Genomic DNA, 20109 nt, shown 5'->3' on the forward strand with positions numbered 1-20109 from the left:
GCGGTTTCTGTACTGCCTCCAAACTCGCCCCGGGGGCACCCCCACGTCGTCGTACGGCCAGCGGCACCGTACGTACCACCGAGGGAGTACGCACGGCGGCCGCCGCTACGCCCGCCTGCTGCCCCAGCTGCTGGTCCGGCTACTGGATCTCTGTACCTACTAGTATGTACAGTGCCTTCATGAGCACTCCGGAGCGCCTGATCGAGTCCACTCGCGAGCTGCTGTGGGAGCGGGGGTACGTCGGCACGAGCCCCAAGGCCATCCAGCAGCACGCGGGCGCGGGTCAGGGCAGCATGTACCACCACTTCGCAGGGAAGCCCGACCTCGCGCTCGCCGCGATCCGGCGCACCGCCGAGGAGATGCGCGCCACCGCCGAGGCGGTCCTGAGCGGCGAAGGATCGGCATACACGCGCATCGAGTCCTATCTGCTGCGCGAACGCGACGTACTGAAGGGCTGTCCGGTCGGGCGGCTCACGATGGACCCGGACGTCATCGCCAGCGACGAGCTGCGCGCACCCGTCACCGAGACCCTCGACTGGCTGCGCGACCGGATCGCCGGGATCGTCGAAGAGGGCTGTGCCCAGGGCGAGTTCGCGGCCGCGCTCGATCCCAGGGACATCGCGTCAGCGGTCGTCGCGACGGTGCAGGGCGGCTATGTCCTGGCCCGGTCGTCCGGGTCACCTGCCGCGTTCGACACGGCGGTACGCGGCCTGCTCGCACTGCTCACCGCCGCCCGCACCCCGGGCGACACCACCACTCAGTGAGGATGCGTACGTTGCACATCACCCGGAACCGGCCCGAAAGCCGCCAGGGACCCGCCGAGCACTTCACCGGCACCGTCTGGCTCGACGAGATCGCCGCGCCCGACGCCCCGTCCCGCCTGCGCATGTTCAGCGTCCACTTCGCACCCGGCGGCCACACGGCGTGGCACCGCCATCCGCACGGCCAGGTCCTGCACGTGACCGAGGGCGAGGGGTTCGTGCAGCGCGAAGGGGGTCCGGTCGAGCCGATCAGGGCCGGAGACACGGTCTGGATCGAGCCCGGCGAGTCGCACTGGCACGGCGCGGGGCCGCGCACGTTCATGACGCACCTGGCCGCGGTCGAGGCGGCGGCGGACGGCACCACGGTCGACTGGGGCAACCTGGTCGACGCCTGCACCTATCCCAACTGAGCCTGCTTCCCCAGGAGTACGCGATGCACGCGATGCAGTACGAGATCACCCTGCCCGCCGACTACGACATGGGCATCATCCGCCACCGGGTGGAGTCGAAGGGCCACCTGATGGACGAATTTCCCGGCCTCGGCTTCAAGGCGTACCTGATGCGCGAGCGCGGCAAGGACGACTCGCCCGTGAACCAGTACGCACCGTTCTACCTCTGGAACACGGCCGAGGGCATGAACTCCTTCCTCTGGGGACCCGGCTTCCAAGGCCTCGCCGAGGACTTCGGGCGGCCGGTGGTGGAGCACTGGACGGCCCTTGCGTACGAGGAGGGTCCCGCGTCCGGAGCCGTACCGAGGACGGCGATCCGCCGCCGCCAGCGCATTCCGGCGTCGATGCACCTTCCTGGGACGGCGGTCGAACTCGCCGCGGAGGCGGGGCGTATGGCCCGGCGGGACGGCGCGGTGAGCGCGCTGACCGCGGTCGATCCGCGCACCTGGGAGGCCGTGCACTTCTCGCTCTGGGAGGGCGGGGCGCCGCAGGGCGTCGGCGATGTCTTCCAGGTGCTGCACGTGTCGGCACCGGAGCGGGAGAAGCTGGGGCGGGGGCGGCAGTGGTGACCGGGGGCGGTACCCGCACGGTCCGGACCGTCCTCGGGGACATCGCCCCGGCGGACCTCGGCGTCTGTGACGCCCACGACCACCTCTTCCTCCGCAGTCCTCGGCTCCCGGGCCAGGAGCTGGATTCGCCCGCTGCCGCGGCGGGGGAACTGGAGGCGTTCCGCAAGGCGGGCGGAGAGAGCGTCGTGCAGTGGACGCCGCACGGGATGGGGCGGCATGCCGGACTGCTGCCGGATCTTTCGAGGGCGACGGGTGTGCGTCTCGTCGCCGCGACGGGGTTGCACCAAGCGGTCCACTACCAGCAGGAGTTGCTCGACCGGCTCCGCACGGACGGCCTCGCGGCCCTCTTCGTCCGTGAACTCACCGAGGGCATCGGCGAGTCCGGCGTACGGGCCGGACTCATCAAGGTCGCGGGCGGCTTCCACGGCCTCGACGCGCACGCACGCTGGACGATGACAGCGGCGGCCGAGGCGCATCACGCGACGGGCGCGCCCATCGCCGTCCACCTGGAGCTGGGCACTGGCGCGCTCGACGTACTCGACCTGCTCTGCGGCGAGTGCGGCGTGCCGCCGCACCGCGTCATCCTCGGCCATCTGAACCGCTCCCCCGACCTCACCGGCCACCTCCAGGCCGCCGGGTCGGGCGCCTATCTGGCCCTCGACGGCCCCTCCCGCACTCATCACGCCACGGACTGGCGCATGCCGGACGCGATGCGCTCCCTGGCGGACGCGGGCTTCGGCGACCGCCTCCTCCTGGGCGGCGACACGACGACGGCGGGCGCGCAGTCGGTACACGGCGGCCCGGGCATGCCCCACCTGCTGCGGCGGGTGCGCCCCCGACTCGAGCTCGCCGTGGGTGCGGAACTGATGGAGCAGATCCTGACGGTGAATCCGGGGCGGGCGTTCGGCGTGGACTGGGGACCTGCCGCGCACCGCCACGTATTGCACTGACCGTTCCAGAACCTGTACGGTTCCGACATGGCCCGACCGAGAAGCTTCGACGAGGAGCGGGCCCTGGACGCGGCGATGCATGCCTTCTGGGCGAACGGCTACGAAGCCACCTCGACCCAGGACCTGTGCGATGCCACCGGCCTGGGCCGCAGCAGCATCTACAACACGTTCACCAGCAAGCACGACCTGTTCCGGCGAGCCCTGACCCGGTACATGGACGGCATGAACGCCGTTCAGCTCACGATCCTCGAAGACGTGGAGCGGTCGGCCACTGAGCGCCTGCGTGCACTGTTCGACCGGGTCATGGACGGGGAGTTCGAGCAGCGCAAGGACGGCCACAGCATCGGCTGCCTCACCGTCAACACCACGGTCGAGCTCGCCGGGCGCGACCCCGAGGCCGCCAGGATGCTGGAGCGGGACCTCGACACGCGGCTCACCGCGCTGCGCGTCACGATCCGCGCCGGACAGCAGGACGGCGACATCACATCCCGGCGCGACGCGGACACCCTGGCCCGTTACGTCAACGCGGTGATCGGCGGCATGCGGGTCTCCGCGCAGGGCGGCGCCGACCGCGCCACCTTGCAGGCCATCACCGAGACCGCGATGGACGCGCTCGCGGTGGACCGGTAGCGACGCGCGACGCAACACGACCACCTCCCGGCCGTCGACCTTCTTCTTCGAACTTCCTCTTCGGTCTTCCGCACCCTCGCACGCCCTTTTTTTGTACTGATCTATCCAAAACTTGCCCGACAGGAGCACCCCACCATGCCCCGCGCCGTATACGTACTGGCCCTCGGCATCTTCGCCATGGTGACCAGCGAGTTCGTGGTCGCAGGACTGATGCCGCAGATGGCGGACGGGCTGGACGCCACGATCCCCGAGATCGGCTACCTCATCACCGCCTTCGCCGCCGCGATGGCGCTCGGCGGACCCTTCCTCACCGTCGCCGTCCTGAAACTCCGTCAGAAGTCCGCCCTCATGCTGCTGTTCGGCATCTTCCTCGCGGGCAACGTGCTCGCGGCCCTCGCGCCCGACTACCGCACCATGCTGGTCGCCCGCGTCCTCACCGGCATCGCCTCGCAGGCGTTCTTCGGCGTCTCCATATCCCTGGCCTCCCGCATCACCCGGCCCGAAGTCCGCGGCCGTGCGGTGGCGGTGGCCCTCAACGGTCTGATGCTGGGCACGCTCCTCGGACTTCCGTTCGCCACGGTCGTCGGTGAACACCTGGGCTGGCGCGCCGCGTTCTGGGCGATCACCGTGCTGACCGTGCTCGCCGCGGCGGCCACGTTCGTCGGCGTGCCGAGCGCCGAAGGCGAGGGCGAGGAGACCGGCAGCCTCCGGCAGGAGCTGGGCGCCTTCCGCAACCCCCGGCTGTGGCTCACCCTCACCACGAGCACCTTCGTGATCGGCGCGACCTTCTCCGCCTTCAGCTACCTCAACCCGATCCTCACCGAGCTCACGGGCTTCTCCACCGGGACCGTCCCGCTGCTCCTCATCGCGTACGGCGCCGCCACCGTCATCGGGAACACCGTCGTCGGCAGGCTGGCGGACCGCCGCACCATCCCCGTACTCGTCGTCGGTCTGGCCCTGAACCTGACGTTCCTCATCGGGTTCGCGCTCTTCGCCGAACTGACCGTCCCCGCCGTGGTGTTCATGCTGGGCATCGGCCTGGTCGGCGTCACCATGAACCCCGCGCTGGTGACCCGCGTCCAGCGGGTCGGCAACGCCCGCTCCCTGGTGAACACCGTGCACACGTCCTTCATCACGCTCGGCATCATCATCGCCACGTCCGTCGGCGGCCCCGCCATCGACACGTACGGGCTGCGGGCCCCCCTGTGGATCGGCGCCGGTCTGGCCGTGCTGGGCCTCGCCTCCCTAGTACCTGATGTGCGGCGCCGCCTCCTGAACCCGGCCCCGGCCCCGACTGCCACGTCGGTGGAGGAGGCCGCAGACAAGGTCCCGCAGGTGGTGTGAGACCCAAGTCGGCACGAGGGTCCCGGGTTCCGCACGGTAGTTGGGGCGGGCCCGGGACGGTCACCCGAGTCAGGGAGTGCTCTGCTCCACCGTTCGCTCCTCCTGCACGGACAAGCCCGTCACGCCGAGCGCCGTCGTGCCCGCGCCGACGCCGACGAGGACCGCGGTGGCCGCCGCGATGCCGACGACCGCGAGCCGCAGGCGCGGCAGGCGCCGTCCTCGGCGGTCCCTTCGTTGCCCGGGCTGCTCCCTGGTGGATACGGCGGACGGCCGTGCGCCCACCGCGATGTCCCGGCGGGCCGCCACCCACTGCCGGATGTCGTCGGCGTCCAGCCCGCACGCGACGACGAAGGCGACGAGGACGGCCTCGCGGGGCAGGCGGTCCCGGCGGAGCATGGTCGCCGCCGTCGAATACGGCAGCACCTCGCCTGCCGTGGCCGCCGCGCGCTCCAGCTCCCGGTAGCTGAGGCCCGACCAGGCCTTGAGGCGGCGCAGTTCGGCCATGAACGCGGCCTCTCCGGCGGCGGGTGTCGGCACGGGCGGTGACATCATCGGGGTTCCTCCGGTTCCGGCGTGCGTCGCTGACCTGCGCGTACAGGAACTCGCACAAGCTCGAACAGCTCATCCGTTGAACAAGCCCACGAGCGGCGGCCAGCCTCGGCCTCGTATCTGTCGTCGTTGTCATGGAGGCATGCGTGGCTCGCCTTGGTTCCCTCGTGCTGTTGCTCGTGCTCGCGCTCGTCGTCGGGTGCTCGAACCTCCATACCGTGGCCGGGGCGGGGACCGGTGGGGGTCGGGCAGGCGAGGGGGCGCCGGTACCGTCGGACCGGATCGACCCGGCGGTCGACCGCTATCTCGACGAGGCGCTCCCCGAGGGGCCAGGCATCACCGTGGCCGCCGCCCGGGGAGACCGGCTCAAGCACTGCGCGGGCCGCGGTCTCGCCGACCGCGCGGCGAAGACCCCCGCCACGTGCGACACCGTGTACGACGTCATGTCGATCACCAAACAGTTCACCGCGGCCGCCGTCCTGAAGCTGGAGATGGCGGGCAAGCTGCGGGTGTCCGACCGGATCGGCACGTATCTCGGCCCGGTCCCGGCGGACAAGCGGGACATCACCCTGCACCAGCTCCTCACGCACACGGCGGGCCTGCCCGAGTCGCTCGGCGACGACTACGACCGCGTGTCGCGTGCGGAGTTGCTGGCCGGAGCATTGAAGGCACGGCTGCGGTCGGCACCGGGCAAGGAGTTCCACTACTCGAACACTGGCTACGGCGTGCTGGCCGCGATCATCGAGAAGGTCTCCGGGCAGAGTTACGAACGTTTCCTGGCGGAGCAGTTGTTCCGGCCCGCCGGGATGACCCGCACCGGTTACGTGCTGCCCGCCTGGCAGCGCGCACAGGTCGCCGTCGAGTACGACCGGCACGGGCGCGCGCAGGGACGGCCGATGGATCATCCGTGGGCGCCCGACGGACCGTACTGGAATCTGCGCGGCAACGGCGGGATGCTCTCCACCGCCCGGGACATGTTCCGCTGGCACCGCGCCCTCGTGGGCGACACCGTCCTGTCCACGACCGCGAAGCGGAAGCTGTTCGCCCCGCAGGTGCGGGTGCCCGAGCTGGACGGGTCCTACGGCTACGGCTGGGTCGTCGTCGACTCCGGAGACGGCCGGGTCGCCTGGCACGACGGGGGCAACGACTGGTCACTGGCGACGGTCGCGGAGTTCCGCCGCCAGCGGGTCATGGTGTTCTGGGTGAGCAACCACGCGTACCAGAAGGGAAGGTGGAACCTGGAGGACGACCAGCTGAAGCTGACTCATGGCGTGGCGGAACGGGTGCGGCGCGCCCCGTGACCAGTAGGTCTTCCTCTGCCCGGTGGAGAGGGTGCCGGATCCGTACGGCGACAACAGCCCGATCGGTTACGTCACGAACTTCTACGTCACGCCACCACAACGCGGCAGGAGCTGCCGCTCGACACCCGGGCTCATGGTTGAAGTCCCTCCTCGCAACGGCAGTTGAGGTGACGGTCGGACCGAGCATGCCGTCGGGCTGCAGGTCGGGCCGACCGTCATGGACGTCAGAGTCGCCCAGATCGGGACGGTCCGCCCGGTCGGCCGGACCGGACCGGGCGAGACCGGACCGGAGTGGACCGGAGCGGACCGGCCCCGGCAGGCTCCCCCTACCCCAGCGCCCCCAACGGATCGTCGAGCACCGGCTGCCAGGCCAACTCCGCCGCCCCCACCAGGCTGTTGTGGTCCAGCGTGCACGCCAGGATCGGTACCCCACCGCTGCGCCCCCACAGGCTCCGGTCCGCGACGACCGCGCGCAGCCGTTCCGGGTCCGCCTCCAGGAGGGCGCGGTGCAGTCCGCCCAGGATGATGCGGTCGGGGTTGAGGATGTTGACCAGGCCCGCGAGTCCGAGGCCCAGGCGGTCGATCAGGGCCTCGGCCGCGGAGCGTACGGACGGGTCGTCGTAGGAGCCGCCGAGCAGTTCGCGGGCCTGCACGAGCAGGCCCTCGGGTCCCGGCTCGCGGCCCGCCTCCGTCAGGAAGGCCAGGGGGTCCGTCTCGACGTCCAGGCAGCCCCGGCTGCCGCAGTAGCAGGGGCGCCCCTCGGAGTTCACGGTGAGGTGCCCCACCTCCAGGGCGAGGCCCGAACTCCCGGTGTGCAGGCGGCCGTCGAGGACGAGAGCGCCGCCGACACCCCGGTGGCCGGTCGCCACGCACAACAGGTCCCGGGCGCCGCGCCCCGCACCGTGGCGGTGCTCGGCGAGTGCCGCGAGGTTGACGTCGTTGCCCGCGAAGGCCGGTCCCGCGATGCCCGCGTCCCGTACGCAGTCGGCGAAGATCTCGGTGACCCGCGCCCCCGCGGGCCACGCCACGTGCAGCGGATTGAGAGCGGTGCCCTCCGGCTGGGCGACCGCGGAAGGCACGGCGAGACCAGCGCCCACGCAGCGCCTGCCGGTCTCCCGCAGCAGGCCCGCACCCGCTTCGACGACCGATCCGAGGACCCGCGCGGGATCGGCGTCGACGGTCTCACAGCCCGGCGCGGTCGCCACGATGCTCCCGCCGAGCCCGACCAGCGCGGCCCTGAACCCGTCGGCGTGCACCTGCGCGGCGAGCGCGACGGGCCCTGCCTCGGCGACGGCGAGCCGGTGCGACGGCCTGCCCTGCGATCCCGCGGCCGCGCTGGGCTTCGCGTCGATCCGGATCAGCCCGAGCGCCTCCAGCTCGGCGGCGACGGCGCCCGCCGTGGCGCGGGTGACGCCCAGCTCCGCGGTGAGCACGGCACGGGTGGGGGCACGCCCGGTGTGGACCAGTTCGAGCGCGGGGCCCAGCGCGCCCCGCCCTCGCTCCAGGCGGGTACGCGTGGTCACTTCCCCCTCGGCACGGGGGTCAGCCTTGCCGTTCATGAGGGCGAGTCTCCCATGATCCGTACACGCTCCCGCTGTCCAGTCGTCATCCGCCCGTTCCTCCCCGGAACCGTCCCGTACTCCGGCACTCACCGCCGTGTACGTCGGCATCTCATCGCCGCGCACGTCGGCATCCCGTCATCGCGTACGTCGGCATCTCGTCGCGCACGTCGCCACCGAACCGTCTTGTCCGCGCCCCATGCGCACCTCTACTCTGACTTTGTGCCGCCACTGAACAAAATCGGGACCGCAGCGTCGCGGCCCTCCGTCGCCGTCCCCGACCTCCGCCGCCTCCGCGTCGTCCTGACGGTCTTCTTCGCCCTGGACGGCTTCATCTTCGCCGGGTGGGTCGTCCGCATCCCCGCGATCAAGGAACAGACCGGCGCGTCGGCCAGCGATCTCGGGCTCGCGCTGCTCGGCGTCTCCGTCGGCGCCGTCATCACGATGACGCTGACGGGAAGGCTCTGCCGCCGCTTCGGCACCCATCCGGTGACCGTCGTCTGCGGCGTGCTGCTCTCGCTGAGCGTCGCGCTGCCTCCCCTGACGCACTCGGCAGCGGCCCTCGGCGCGGTGCTGCTGATCTTCGGAGCGGCGTACGGGGGCATCAACGTCGCCTTCAACAGCGCCGCCGTCGACCTCGTGGCCGCCCTGCGCCGCCCGATCATGCCCAGCTTCCACGCGGCCTTCAGCCTCGGCGGCATGGCCGGTGCGGGGCTCGGCGGGCTGATCGCCGGTTCCCTGTCCCCCACCCGCCATCTGGTCGGCCTCACCGTGATCGGCCTGCTCGTCACCGCCGTCGCAGGACGCGCCCTCCTGCGCCTCGACCCCCCGGCGCCCGCCGACCGCCCGGCCCCGGACAGCGACAGCGGCCCCCGGCGCCTCGACGGCCGCACCCGCCGCATGGTCGTCGTCTTCGGGCTCATCGCGCTCTGCACCGCCTTCGGCGAGGGAGCACTCGCCGACTGGGGCGCCCTCCACCTCGAACAGGACCTTGCCGCCCACCCGGGCGTCGCAGCCGCGGGCTACTCGTGCTTCGCCCTCGCCATGACCCTCGGCCGGCTCAGCGGAACCACCCTGCTCGAACGGCTCGGCCAGACCCCGATACTCGTCGCCGGCGGCGCCACGGCCGCCGCGGGCATGCTGCTCGGCGCGCTCGCGCCCACCGTCTGGCTCGCGCTCCTCGGCTTCGCCGTCACCGGCCTCGGACTGGCCAACATCTTCCCCGTCGCCGTCGAACGCGCGGGCGCGCTGGCCGGGCCCGGCGGCGTCGCCACCGCCTCCACGCTCGGCTACGGCGGCATGCTGCTCGGCCCGCCCGCCATCGGCTTCATGGCCGACTGGTTCACCCTGCCCACCGCCCTCACCAGCGTGGCCGTGCTTGCGGGCCTCGCCGCCGTCATCGGCTACACGACCCGCGACTGAGGGAACAGCGAGGGGACGCAGGGAGAAACGGGCGGCGCGGCTGCGTGTCCTGAGTGAAGAGTGACCGGAGCGAACCCCGCCGCCTGTCACGTCAACCCCATTTTCCAGCCAATTGGCCGGAGCTTGCCGGAACCTGGACTCTGTAAAGCGGACGTCCGTTTCGCCAGCACGCGCGCGCCCGCATGGCGCCCCACGACGCAACCGGATGCCGATCGAGTGTTCATAACTCATGCAGTCAGGCCAACTCCTGAGTTATGCAACAAAAATAATGTTTTACAAGCGGCGTTCCCAGGAATTAAGGTGAGCGCTCAACTAGAGATGACCCGCCGGGATCGGGAATTCAAGGTCGGACTCTTTGATCCGTACCGTTCCTTTGATCCGTACCGTTCTTCTGATCCATATGCTTGATCGCAACCCGGCCGGTCAAAACGGGGAGAGTGTAAAGGCATGTACGTGAAATTCCTTGAGGTGACTCGGCGCATCGGTTCCCGCTGCTGAGGCCTTCTGAGCGCTGACAGGGCTTCGCGCTAGGTCGCGAAACACCCCTTCATGGCAGGCGCCTGCGCGTCCGCATGTCATACCCCACCATGCCTGACATGCATGACACGCACCCCATACGCGCCTGAGCGCTTTCCGGTTGAGACGAAATCCAAGTACCGCAAGGGACTGGTTCCGTCGCGCCATTTCCATTCACATTTCCATTCACGTTTCCATTTCCAGCCCACCTCGGCTGTCTTCGTGTGATGGTCGACCACCGACGGTCGATTCCGGCTGCCACTTCGGCACGACCGCTTCACCGCATTTCCGCATGCTTCGGCAAAGTTTTGCCATGACGCAACCAAAAAGTCTACGGATTCCAGGTCAGACAATGATGACGAACCCCACGGGGCCCAAGGAATTGTCCCTGCCAGACATGCTGCGCGCGGTCGTACTCGCCCAGCCCGACCGGACCGCCGTCTCCTGCGGCGCGGAAAGACTGACTTTTCAGCAGCTCGGCGAACGGAGCGGGGAACTGGCGGACCGTCTGCGACATCTCGGCGCCACCGCGGATGCACGGGTCGGCATTTTCCTGCAGCCCTCCATCGACCTCATGGTGAGCGTCTGGGGTGTCCTGCGCGCGGGAGCGGCCTATCTGCCGCTGTCGCCCGAGTATCCGGACGAACGGGTGCGCTACATGGTGGCGGACTCACGCACCGAGGTCATCCTGACGGAGGAGTCCCTGGTCTCCAGGCTGGCCGCGATGACTCCCCCGGAAACGAAGATCGTCACCGTGGCCCGGGGCGCGGCCGCCGATCCACCGGCCGCCGCGCGCGTGCAGGGTGATGAGCACGTGCGGGGTGATGAGCGTGTGCAGAGCGGCGACCTCGCGTACGTCATTTACACCTCCGGGAGCACGGGCAACCCCAAGGGCATCGGCATCGAGCACCAGAGCATCGTCCACCAGATGCGCTGGCTGGCCGACGAACAGGGCCTGGACCGGACGAAGACGGTGCTGCAGAAGACGCCGCTGAGCTTCGACGCGGCGCAGTGGGAGATCCTCGCACCGGCCTGCGGCGCGAGCGTGGTGATGAGCGAACCGGGGGTCTACGCCGACCCCGGCGGACTCGTCGACCTGGTCCAGGCGAACGGGGTGACCACCTTGCAGGGCGTGCCGACCCTGCTGCAGGCGCTCGCCGACACCGGTCGGCTGTCCGGCTGCACCTCGCTCACCCAAGTCTTCAGCGGCGGCGAGGCGCTCACCAAGAGTCTGGCGACCGAGCTCCTCGACGCACTGCCGGAGTGCGAACTGACCAACCTGTACGGCCCCAGCGAGTGCACCATCAACGCGTCGTCCCACCGCGTGGACCGGCAGGCCGTCCAGCACGGCCCCGATCACTTACCCATCGGACGGCCGGTGCGCGGCACGGGCCTCCACATCCTCGACACCACCCGGCAGCCGGTCACGCCCGGCGACTCCGGTGAACTGTACATATCCGGGCCGCAGTTGGCCCGCGGCTATCTGAACAACCCCGAGCTGACCGCCGACCGTTTCGTCACCGGCGCGTTCACCGGCACCGGGGAGTCCCGCCCCACCCGCCTCTACCGCACCGGGGACCTGGCCCGGCTGAACGACGACGGGACCGTGCAGTTCCTCGGCCGCACCGACAGCCAGGTCAAACTGCGCGGCTTCCGGGTCGAGCTGGACGAGATCAAGGTGTCCGTCGAGAAGCACGACTGGGTCAAGTCCGCCGCCGTGCTGGTCCGGGACGACCCGCGGACCGGCGCCAACCTCGTCGCCTTCGTCGAACTCGACCCCGACCGGGCCGCGCTGATGGACCAGGGCAACCACGGCGCCCACCACCAGTCCAAGCAGAGCAAGCTGCAACTCAAGGCCCAGTTGGGCAATCTGGGCACCCGTCAGGACGACGGACTGCCCGTCGTCGAGCTGCCCGGACGGACGGCGACGGCCAGGCAGCGCCGCACGGTGTTCGCCCGCAAGACCTACCGGTTCTACGAAGGCGGCCAGGTCACCCGGGACGACATCCTTGCCCTGCTCGCCCGCCCTGCGGTGCGGACCGCCGCGCCCCGCGCCCCGGACACCCTCACCCTGGCCGAACTGGGCTCCCTGCTGCGCTACTTCGGCCAGTTCCCCAGCGGCGAACGGCTGCTTCCCAAGTACGGGTACGCCTCACCCGGCTCCCTGTACGCCACCCAGTTGTACGTGGAGCTCTCCGGCATCGCCGGTCTGGAGGCGGGCCACTACTACTACCACCCGGTCGACCACCGCCTCACCCTGATCGGCCCCGCGCCCGCAGGCAGGCCCAGGCTGCGGGTCCATTTCATCGGGCACCGAGCCGCCATCGAGCCGGTCTACCAGAACAACATCGAGGAAGTCCTCCGGTTCGAGGCGGGCCACATGGTCGGCCTGTTCGACCACGTGCTCCCCGAGTACGGGCTGCGCGTCGGCTCCCGCGCGGACGAGCCGGGCGTCAAGGACGTGCTCCGCTGCCCGGACGAGGACTTCTACCTGGCCACGTACGAGGTGGAGACGGCCGCCGCGGCGGTCGCGCCCGGCCCGGTCGACCTGTACGTACAGGCCCACCCCGGCCGCGTCGCCGATCTGGCCGAGGGCCAGTACCGGTACCAGGACGGGGGTCTGGTGCGGGTGTCCGACGGTCTGATCCGCAAGCAGGACGTCATCGCCATCAACCAGGAGGTCTACGCACGGTCGAGCTTCGGGATCAGCATGCTCGGCGGCGCGGCCGCGCCGTGGCAGCGCTACGTCGATCTCGGCCGGGAGCTGCAGCGCCTCCAGCTGAACGACGTCGGCCTGGGGCTGATGTCCTCCGGCTACAGCTCGGAGACCGGCAACCCCCTGGGGTCGGCCCGGCGCATCACGGATCTCCTCGGGGCCGGACCGGAGACCGCCGCCCGACCGGAGACCGCCGCCGGTCCGGACACCGCCTCCTACTTCGCCGTCGGCGGCCGCGTCAGCGCGGAGCAACGGCTCAGTGAGGGCATGAAGGAGGACTCCGTCCACATGCGAGGTCCTGCCGAGATCGTCAAGGACAACCTCGCCGAGACCCTGCCGCCCTACATGGTGCCCAACCGGGTCACCGTCCTCGACTCCTTCCCGCTCACCCCGAACGGCAAGATCGACCACCAGGCCCTGCGCGAGCTGGACAAGGCCGCCGTCGACGACGCCGACGCGCCGGTCGTCCCGCCGCGCACGCCCACCGAGGAGGCCGTCGCCGCACTGTGGCGCAAGGTGCTGCGCCAGGACCGGGTCTCGATCCGGGACAACTTCTTCGCCGTCGGCGGCCATTCGCTGACCGCGGTCAATCTGGTCGGCCGGATCAACCGGGAGCTGGGCAGTTCCCTGCCGCTCCAGGTGCTGTTCGACGCGCCGACCGTCGCCGGTCTGGCCCGGCTCGTCGACCGCACTCCCGCGACCGCGCTGTCCCGGACGGTGCGCCTCGGCGGCACGGACGGCGGGCGGCCGGTGTTCTGCTGGCCCGGCCTCGGCGGCTACCCGATGAGCCTGCGGCTGCTGGCCGGACGGCTCAATCTCCCCCGGCCGTTCCTCGGCGTCCAGGCGTACGGGATCAACCCGGGCGAGACCGCGTACCCGACGTTCGACGAGATGGTCGCCAAGGACATCGAGCTCATCCGGCAGGTGCAGCCGACCGGCCCGTACACGCTGTGGGGTTACTCCTTCGGGGCCCGCGTCGCCTTCGCGGTCGCCCGCGAGCTGGAGCGGGCCGGGGAGCGCGTCGACGAGGTGCTGCTCATCGCGCCCGGCAAGCCGCCCGTGGAGGTCAGGGACGGCGCGCCCAACGGAGCGACGGTCGACTTCACCGACCCCGCCTTCGTCTCGATCCTCTACTCCGTGTTCGCCGGGAACATCCAGCGGGCGGCGATCGCCGAATGCCTGGCATCGACCCACGACGAGGAATCGTTCATCGCGTGCCTCTGCTCCCGGTTCGAGCATCTGGACCGCGAGCTGGTGCGCAGGATCGTCGGCGTGGTCCGGCTGACCTTCCTGTTCGAGTACGCCCCCGAGGACATGGCCGGGCACCGGGTCACGGCACCGGTCACGGTGTTCCGGGCCGCGGGCGACCAGGACTCCTTCATCGACCTGGGCCACGCACTGTCGAGCACGCCTCCCAGGATCAACCGGCTGCAGGCCGACCACTACGCGCTGCTGCGTGCGCGCGGAGTGGACGAACTCGTCACCGCCGTGCGGACCGCTCGGCTTCCCAGAAAGGTCATCCCCATGCCCCACGTCACCATCAAGCACTTCCCGAACAACCTCGAGGACACGCAGATCTCGGCCCTGGTGGACGCGATCACCAGCGCGGTCAGGACCGCCTTCTCGGTCGACGAGGGCGTGGTGTCGATCGCCCTGGAACCCGTCGCCCAGGACGCGTGGAACGAGCGGGTCTACATACCGGAGATCGTCGAAGATCCCGGCCATCTGGTCAAGAGTCCGGACTACTGAGGCGGCTGAGCACATGCGCAGGACCATCACCAGGATGCGGCAGGACCTCGCCATGATCGTGGCCCGGGACCCGTCGATCCACACCCGCGCGGAGGCGCTGCTGCACCCCGCGCTCCCGGCCCTGTGGGCCCACCGGACCGCACACGTCCTCTACACCCGCGGACACCGTCAACTCGCCCGACTGATCGCCTACTTGGCGCGCTCGGTGACCGGCGGCATAGAGATCCATCCCGGCGCGCGGCTCGGCCGACGCGTGTTCATCGACCACGGGGCCGCCGTCGTCATCGGGGAGACCGTCGAGATCGGTGACGACGTCACGATCTTCCACCAGGTCACGCTGGGCGCGGTCGGCTGGTGGCGGGACGAGCGGCGCGAGCCGGGGGCCCGGCGGCACCCGGTCGTCGGCGACCGGGTGGTGCTCGGCACCAACGCGATCGTGCTCGGCCCCGTCACCGTCGGCGACGACGCGCTGATCGGCGCGGGATCGCTGGTTCTCGGCGATGTGCCGCCCCGGGCCCGGGTGACGGCTCCCTTGGCCGGGGTCGTCGTACCGCTGTCGCCCGCGGAGCGCGCCGAGTCCGACCACCTGCTGCGCACCCTGGCCACCGCCGGGTGCTGGTAACGGCCCGCTGCTCCCTGCTGCACGGACATTCACCCCGGCACGGCACGTGCCGAGGCACGGACATTCACCGAAGCACGACCCGGCCACGGGCCGGTCTGTCAACGGAGGCACAGATGATTCACGTCGGAGTCCTGGAGAGCAACCTCTCCGGTTCCGGCTTCGAGGGCCTGCAGATCATCAAGGAACTCGACTGCCGCGTCACCTTCTTCACCCGCGACCTGGAACGCTACCTCGCCGTCCCGGGCGGGCCCGCCTACTTCGACCGCTACGTCGACGACATCGTCCGCTGCGAGACGAACGTCTACGAGGAGCTCCTGCCGCACGTGCACGCGGCCGGGGCCGAGCACCCCTTCGACGCGTTCCTCACCCTCGCCGAGTACGACGTGGTCGTGGCCGCGGAGGTGGCGGTCCACCTCGGGCTGCCCACCGTCAGCGTCGACGGCGTCGCCACCGCGCGCAACAAGGCGCTGATGCGCCGCCGCTGCGCCGAACTCGGCGTGCCCATACCGGCGTTCCGCACGGTGGGCACGCCCGACGAGGCGGCGACGGCCGCGGCGGAGATCGGTCTGCCCTGTGTGGTGAAGCCCGCCGACGAGACCAGCAGCGCCGACGTGCGCCTGGTGGACACCGCGGAGCAGGCCGCCGAGCACGTCGCCCTGATCCGCTCCCGCGCGGAGAACACCCGCGGTCAGGCCCGCCACCACGAGCTGATGGTCGAGGAGTATCTGACCGGACCCGAGGTCAGCGTGGAGGTGCTCGCCGACGGCGACCGGTACGAGGTGTTCGGGGTGACCGACAAGTCGGTCGTCGGTCTCGGCTACTTCGTCGAGCTGGCGCACACCTTCCCCTCCGCCCTGCCCGAGCCGCTCGTGCGCGCCTGCGGCGATCTGGCCGTGGAGGCGCTGCGCGCGGTCGGATTCGACCTGGGCATGGCCCACGTCGAGGTCAAGCTGACCGCGTCAGGACCCAAGCTCATCGAGATCAACCCGCGGCCCGCCGGTGGAAAGATCACCTACCTCGTCGACCGGGCCCTTGGCATCAAGTCCCTGGAGTTGGTGGCCCGCCAGTACCTCGGTCAGCCGCTGCCGGACCCGGTGCTGCCCCGGCATCCGGTCGGCGGCGCCGCCATCCGCTATCTGACGGCGCAGCCCGGGCGGGTGGTGTCGGTCACCGGCCGGGAGCGGGCCGCCGCACTGCCCGGCGTCGAGGAAGTCGTCGTCAAGCCCAAGCCGGGTTCCGTCGTACGGGAGTTGCGTCGCAACGGGGACCGTGCCGGACATGTGCTGGTGGTGGCCGGGACGGCCGAGTTGGCCGCGCGCACCGCGGAGGCCGCCGTCCAGGAGATCGGCATCCGCACCGAGCCGGTCTCCCGGCGCCCGGTCGCGGACTCCCTGACCGACCTCGTCGGCGGAACACCCCTGCTGAAGCTTCCCGTTGACCGGATCGTGGACGGAGCGCCGGCCGATGCCGAGGTGCTGGCGAAGCTGGAACTGTTCAACCCCTGGTCGAGCAGTAAGGACCGGGCCGCCCTGACGATGCTGCGCGGCGCCGAGAAGCAGGGGCTGCTCGTCCCGGGCTCCGGCACCGTGATCGAGGCGACCTCGGGCAACACCGGTATCTCGCTGGCCGCATTGGCGGCGACCCGCGGCTACCGCTGCGTCATCGTGCTGCCGGACAACGCGACCCAGGAGCGGGTGGCGATGCTGCGGTCGCTCGGCGCCGAAGTGGTGCGGACCCCGCACAGCGGCGGCTATCAGGCGGCGGTCGACAAGGCCGAGGAACTCCACCTGCAGACACCCGGGTCGTGGTTCTGCCGCCAGCACGACAACCCGGACAACACGCGGGCGCACTACGAGACGACCGGTCCCGAGATCTGGAGCGACGTCGGCGGGCGCATCGACGTGTTCGTCTGCGGGGTGGGCACCGGCGGTACGCTCAGTGGCGCGGGGCGCTATCTGCGCGAGAGCCACCCCGCGGTGCGGATCGTGGCGGTGGAGCCGGCGGGCTCGCCGTTGCTGTCCGGCGGCAGGCCCGGCACGCACGGCATCCCGGGCTTCAACGGCGGCTTCATCGCGCCGACCACGCAACAGAGCCTCATCGACGAGGTGATCACGGTGTCCGACGCGGACGCCATGGACACCACCCGGCGGCTCGCACTGCACGCCGGTCTGCTGGCCGGTGTCTCGGGCGGCGCGGTCGTCCACGCGTCAGGTGTCCTGGCGGCCCGTCCCGAGTACCGGGGCCGACGCATCGTGACGCTGCTGCCCGACACCGGCGAGCGGTATCTCAGCCTGCTCGCCCACGAGAAGGCCCCGGCGCCCGTGTCATCCACGGCGGCGGCCGGACGGGGCGGTGCACGATGACGACACCCCTGCCCGCGCATGCCCTGGCGCACGACTACCGGCCTCGGCTGCTGATGGTGATGCCCTACCGCCAGTTCGTGCGCAAGGCACAGGCCGAGGGGTTCTGGGTCGGCGCGATCTGGGACACCCGGCTTGAGACGCCCGCCTACCTCGACGACGTGCGCGCCCTTGCGGACCTGTTCGTGACGGTGGACTTCCGGGACGAGGAGCTGCTGCGCCGCACCATCCGCGAAGTGGCCACGGAACACCACGTCTCGGTGATCCACCACCTCGGCAGGGAGGAGACGATGGTCGCCGCCCACGAGGTGGCCGAGGAGCTGCGCGCCGAGGTCAATCCGGCCACGGCGATCCGCTTCCTCGCCGACAAGCACGCGATGCGGGACCTGCTCGCGAGGCACCAACTCTCCCCTGTCGCCTACGAGTCGGCGCCGACCCGGCACGATGTCCCGGCCGCGGTCGAGCGGATCGGCCTGCCCGCGGTCGTCAAGCCGGTCGCGCTCGCGGGCAGCCGCGGCGTGTTCCTGTGGCGCGAGCCGCGGGACCGGGCGGACTGGACGACGCTCGTGGACACGTACGGCTATGACGGCCCGTTCCTGGTCGAGGAGTACCTGAGCGGGCCCGAGTACAGCGTGGAGACGCTCAGCCACGACGGCAGCCACCAAGTCGTGGGCACCACAGAGAAGTTACTGGGAGCTCCGCCGCTGTTCGTGGAGGTGGGGCACGTCCATCCGGCGCCGCTGCCCCCGGACCGCAGGCAGGCCATCGAGGAACTCGCCGTCCGCTTCCTCACCGTGTGCGGGTACCGGTTCGGTCCCGCGCACACCGAGGTGATCTGGACGGCGCGCGGCCCGCGCATCGTCGAGTCGCAGGCCAGGCTCGGCGGCGACCGGATACCGCGGCTCGTCGAGCTGGCCGGTGGCCTCGACATCGAGCAGGCGATCTTCACCGGTCTGGCGGGCACACCGGCCGAGGTGCCGGAGCCGACGGCGACAGCGGCCGTGCGGTTCTTCACCTTCCCGCCCGGCCGTGTCGAGGCGGTTCGCGGCCTGCAGAGGGTTCAAGCGCTGCCGTATGTAGACGAGTTGACCTTGCGGCTGCGCACCGGGGACACCGCGGCGGAGGTCCGTGACTCCAAGGGCCGCCACGGGCACGTCATCGTCTCCGGTGCCACGCCCGAGGAGGCCCGGAGCCGGTGTGCGGAGGTGCTCGCCGCCATCGAGCTCGTCATCGACGGGACGCCGGTTCGGGCGGACGGCCGGGCCGGGGAGCCGCGGGCCGTCCCCGACGACGAAGGACAGGTGGTGTTCGTCGGCTACAACGCGGCGTACTTGCGCGCCATCGACGGGAGTGTTCCCGACGGGTCCGTCGTCGTGCTCGAAGAGCCCGACATCATCCGCAAACGGGAACTCGGGGACGCGGCGACGCGCTTCGGCTGCCTGGACCGGATCGTTCCCGCGCACTACCAGCAGTCGGCGGGGGCCCTCGACCTGGTGGCCGACCTGGAGGCCGAGCGCCCGGTGGCCGCGGTCGTCCCCGGCCTGGAGTACGCGGTGCCCGCGGCGGCCGCGCTGGCCGAGAAGCTGGGGCTGCCGGGCGCGACCGAGCCCGCCGCGCAGGCGCTGCGGGACAAGGTCCGGCTGCGCGAGGTGTGCGACGCCGGGGGTGTCCGCGGTCCGCGCTGGCGCGAGGTGCACGGGCCCGACGACATCCTCGACTTCGCCGCCGACGGCCCCGTGGTGGTCAAACCGGCCAACCGGCAGGCCAGCGTCGGCGTACAGCTGCTCGACTCGGTCGACGCGGCCACCGCCGCGCGGGCGTGGGAGCGCACCTCCTCCGCCGCCGAGTACGAGCAGGTGCCCGACCGGCACCTGAAGTGGCGCTTCCTGGCCGAGGAACGGCTGCGCGGGCCCGAGTACAGCGTCGAGGCGCTGGTGCGGCAGGGCGAGATCATCTTCCACAACATCACGGCCAAGACGGTGATCCCGGGGCCGTACCCCGTGGAGCTCGGTCATCTGCTGCCCGCCCCGCTCGACCCGGACACTCAGGGCGCGTTCGAGGCGGCCATGCGGGCGCTCGTCGTGGCGACCGGCTATCGGACCGGGATCCTGCACGCCGAGTGGATCCTCACCGCGTCCGGTCCCGCGCTGGTGGAGTGCGCGGGACGCTGCCCCGGCGACTACTTGATCGACCTGAACGACCTGGCCTACGGCACGCGGATCAGGGTGGCCCTCATCGACCTGCTGGCCGGGCGTCCGGTCACCCTCCCCCGTACCGCGCAACTGACCTCGGCGATCCGGTTCCTGGCCGCCGAGCCGGGCACCGTCACGGAGGTCGCGGGGACGGCCGCGGCACAGGCCCTGCCCGGGGTCAGGACCGTGGAGGTCGACGTCGAGCCCGGCCAGGAGGTCCGGCCGTGGGCGTCCTCCTGGGACCGCGCCGGACACGTCATCGCGACCGGCCCCGACGCGAACAGCACGCGCCGACGCGTCCTCGACGCGGACGCGGCCATCCGCATCACCACGGAGCCCCGCCGCACCACGCCCCGTACGACCACGGATTGAGGAAGCAGATGTCTGTTCTTTGGCAGCGCGTCCGGGGATGGCCCCGGA

The 20109-nt window shown here is 71.0% G+C and carries 14 protein-coding genes and 1 pseudogene; 13 read left to right on the forward strand and 2 right to left on the reverse strand.

Annotated elements, in window-relative coordinates; translation table 11 throughout:
• Positions 1 to 164 precede the first annotated feature (164 nt).
• The 6 genes from ABZV77_RS11730 to ABZV77_RS11755 all read left to right on the forward strand — a co-directional run bounded on the left by ABZV77_RS11730 (position 165) and on the right by ABZV77_RS11755 (position 4703).
• Positions 165 to 764 carry a TetR/AcrR family transcriptional regulator gene (locus tag ABZV77_RS11730; protein ID WP_356253844.1) on the forward strand — a complete coding sequence of 200 codons (600 nt, stop codon included), beginning with the start codon at positions 165 to 167 and terminating at the stop codon, positions 762 to 764.
• 11 nt (positions 765 to 775) lie between these two features.
• Positions 776 to 1171, forward strand: a complete 396-nt coding sequence (locus tag ABZV77_RS11735; protein WP_356253847.1) for a cupin domain-containing protein — start codon at positions 776 to 778, stop codon at positions 1169 to 1171.
• Positions 1172 to 1194: 23 nt separating this feature from the next.
• On the forward strand, positions 1195 to 1779 hold the full coding sequence (locus ABZV77_RS11740) for a DUF4865 family protein (RefSeq protein WP_356253850.1): 585 nt from the start codon (positions 1195 to 1197) through the stop codon (positions 1777 to 1779).
• The gene (locus ABZV77_RS11745; protein ID WP_356253853.1) at positions 1773 to 2729 is read left to right on the forward strand and encodes a phosphotriesterase; all 957 of its coding nucleotides are present in this window, start codon (positions 1773 to 1775) and stop codon (positions 2727 to 2729) included. The genes ABZV77_RS11740 and ABZV77_RS11745 overlap by 7 nt, the downstream gene beginning before the upstream one ends.
• Positions 2730 to 2756: 27 nt before the next feature.
• Positions 2757 to 3359 carry a TetR/AcrR family transcriptional regulator gene (locus tag ABZV77_RS11750; RefSeq protein WP_356253856.1) on the forward strand — a complete coding sequence of 201 codons (603 nt, stop codon included), beginning with the start codon at positions 2757 to 2759 and terminating at the stop codon, positions 3357 to 3359.
• 135 nt (positions 3360 to 3494) lie between these two features.
• Positions 3495 to 4703 carry an MFS transporter gene (locus ABZV77_RS11755; RefSeq protein WP_356253859.1) on the forward strand — a complete coding sequence of 403 codons (1209 nt, stop codon included), beginning with the start codon at positions 3495 to 3497 and terminating at the stop codon, positions 4701 to 4703.
• A 69-nt stretch (positions 4704 to 4772) separates the two neighbouring features.
• Here the strand turns inward: ABZV77_RS11755 and ABZV77_RS11760 are convergent, their stop codons facing one another.
• The gene (locus ABZV77_RS11760) at positions 4773 to 5255 is read right to left on the reverse strand and encodes a hypothetical protein (protein WP_356253862.1); all 483 of its coding nucleotides are present in this window, start codon (positions 5253 to 5255) and stop codon (positions 4773 to 4775) included.
• A 143-nt stretch (positions 5256 to 5398) separates the two neighbouring features.
• On the opposite strand from ABZV77_RS11760, the gene ABZV77_RS11765 reads away from it, so the two are divergent.
• Positions 5399 to 6553 carry a serine hydrolase domain-containing protein gene (locus ABZV77_RS11765; RefSeq protein ID WP_356253865.1) on the forward strand — a complete coding sequence of 385 codons (1155 nt, stop codon included), beginning with the start codon at positions 5399 to 5401 and terminating at the stop codon, positions 6551 to 6553.
• A gap of 326 nt (positions 6554 to 6879) precedes the next feature.
• On the opposite strand, the gene ABZV77_RS11770 is transcribed toward ABZV77_RS11765, so the two are convergent.
• Positions 6880 to 8112, reverse strand: a complete 1233-nt coding sequence (locus tag ABZV77_RS11770) for an ROK family protein (protein WP_356253868.1) — start codon at positions 8110 to 8112, stop codon at positions 6880 to 6882.
• 231 nt (positions 8113 to 8343) lie between these two features.
• Here ABZV77_RS11770 and ABZV77_RS11775 point away from each other — a divergent pair, with 231 nt between their 5' ends.
• From ABZV77_RS11775 to ABZV77_RS11800, 6 genes and pseudogenes are all read left to right on the forward strand, one after another.
• On the forward strand, positions 8344 to 9534 hold the full coding sequence (locus tag ABZV77_RS11775) for an MFS transporter (RefSeq protein ID WP_356254301.1): 1191 nt from the start codon (positions 8344 to 8346) through the stop codon (positions 9532 to 9534).
• 898 nt (positions 9535 to 10432) lie between these two features.
• Complete coding sequence (locus ABZV77_RS11780) at positions 10433 to 14515, forward strand: amino acid adenylation domain-containing protein (protein WP_356253871.1); 4083 nt, start codon at positions 10433 to 10435, stop codon at positions 14513 to 14515.
• A 13-nt stretch (positions 14516 to 14528) separates the two neighbouring features.
• Entirely contained in the window at positions 14529 to 15137 is a 609-nt protein-coding gene (epsC, locus tag ABZV77_RS11785; RefSeq protein ID WP_356253874.1) for a serine O-acetyltransferase EpsC, read from the forward strand.
• Between the two features lie 113 nt (positions 15138 to 15250).
• Positions 15251 to 16486: pseudogene (locus tag ABZV77_RS11790) on the forward strand (ATP-grasp domain-containing protein); the annotation flags it as partial.
• Positions 16481 to 17500, forward strand: coding sequence for a cysteine synthase family protein (locus ABZV77_RS11795; protein WP_356254304.1), 1020 nt, complete (start codon positions 16481 to 16483; stop codon positions 17498 to 17500). The pseudogene ABZV77_RS11790 and the gene ABZV77_RS11795, both read left to right, overlap by 6 nt.
• Positions 17497 to 20061 carry an ATP-grasp domain-containing protein gene (locus tag ABZV77_RS11800; RefSeq protein ID WP_356253877.1) on the forward strand — a complete coding sequence of 855 codons (2565 nt, stop codon included), beginning with the start codon at positions 17497 to 17499 and terminating at the stop codon, positions 20059 to 20061. The genes ABZV77_RS11795 and ABZV77_RS11800 overlap by 4 nt, the downstream gene beginning before the upstream one ends.
• Positions 20062 to 20109: the final 48 nt, after the last annotated feature.

The sequence above is a fragment of the Streptomyces sp. NPDC004732 genome (genome assembly GCF_040609235.1).
In the GTDB taxonomy this organism is placed as follows: domain Bacteria; phylum Actinomycetota; class Actinomycetes; order Streptomycetales; family Streptomycetaceae; genus Streptomyces.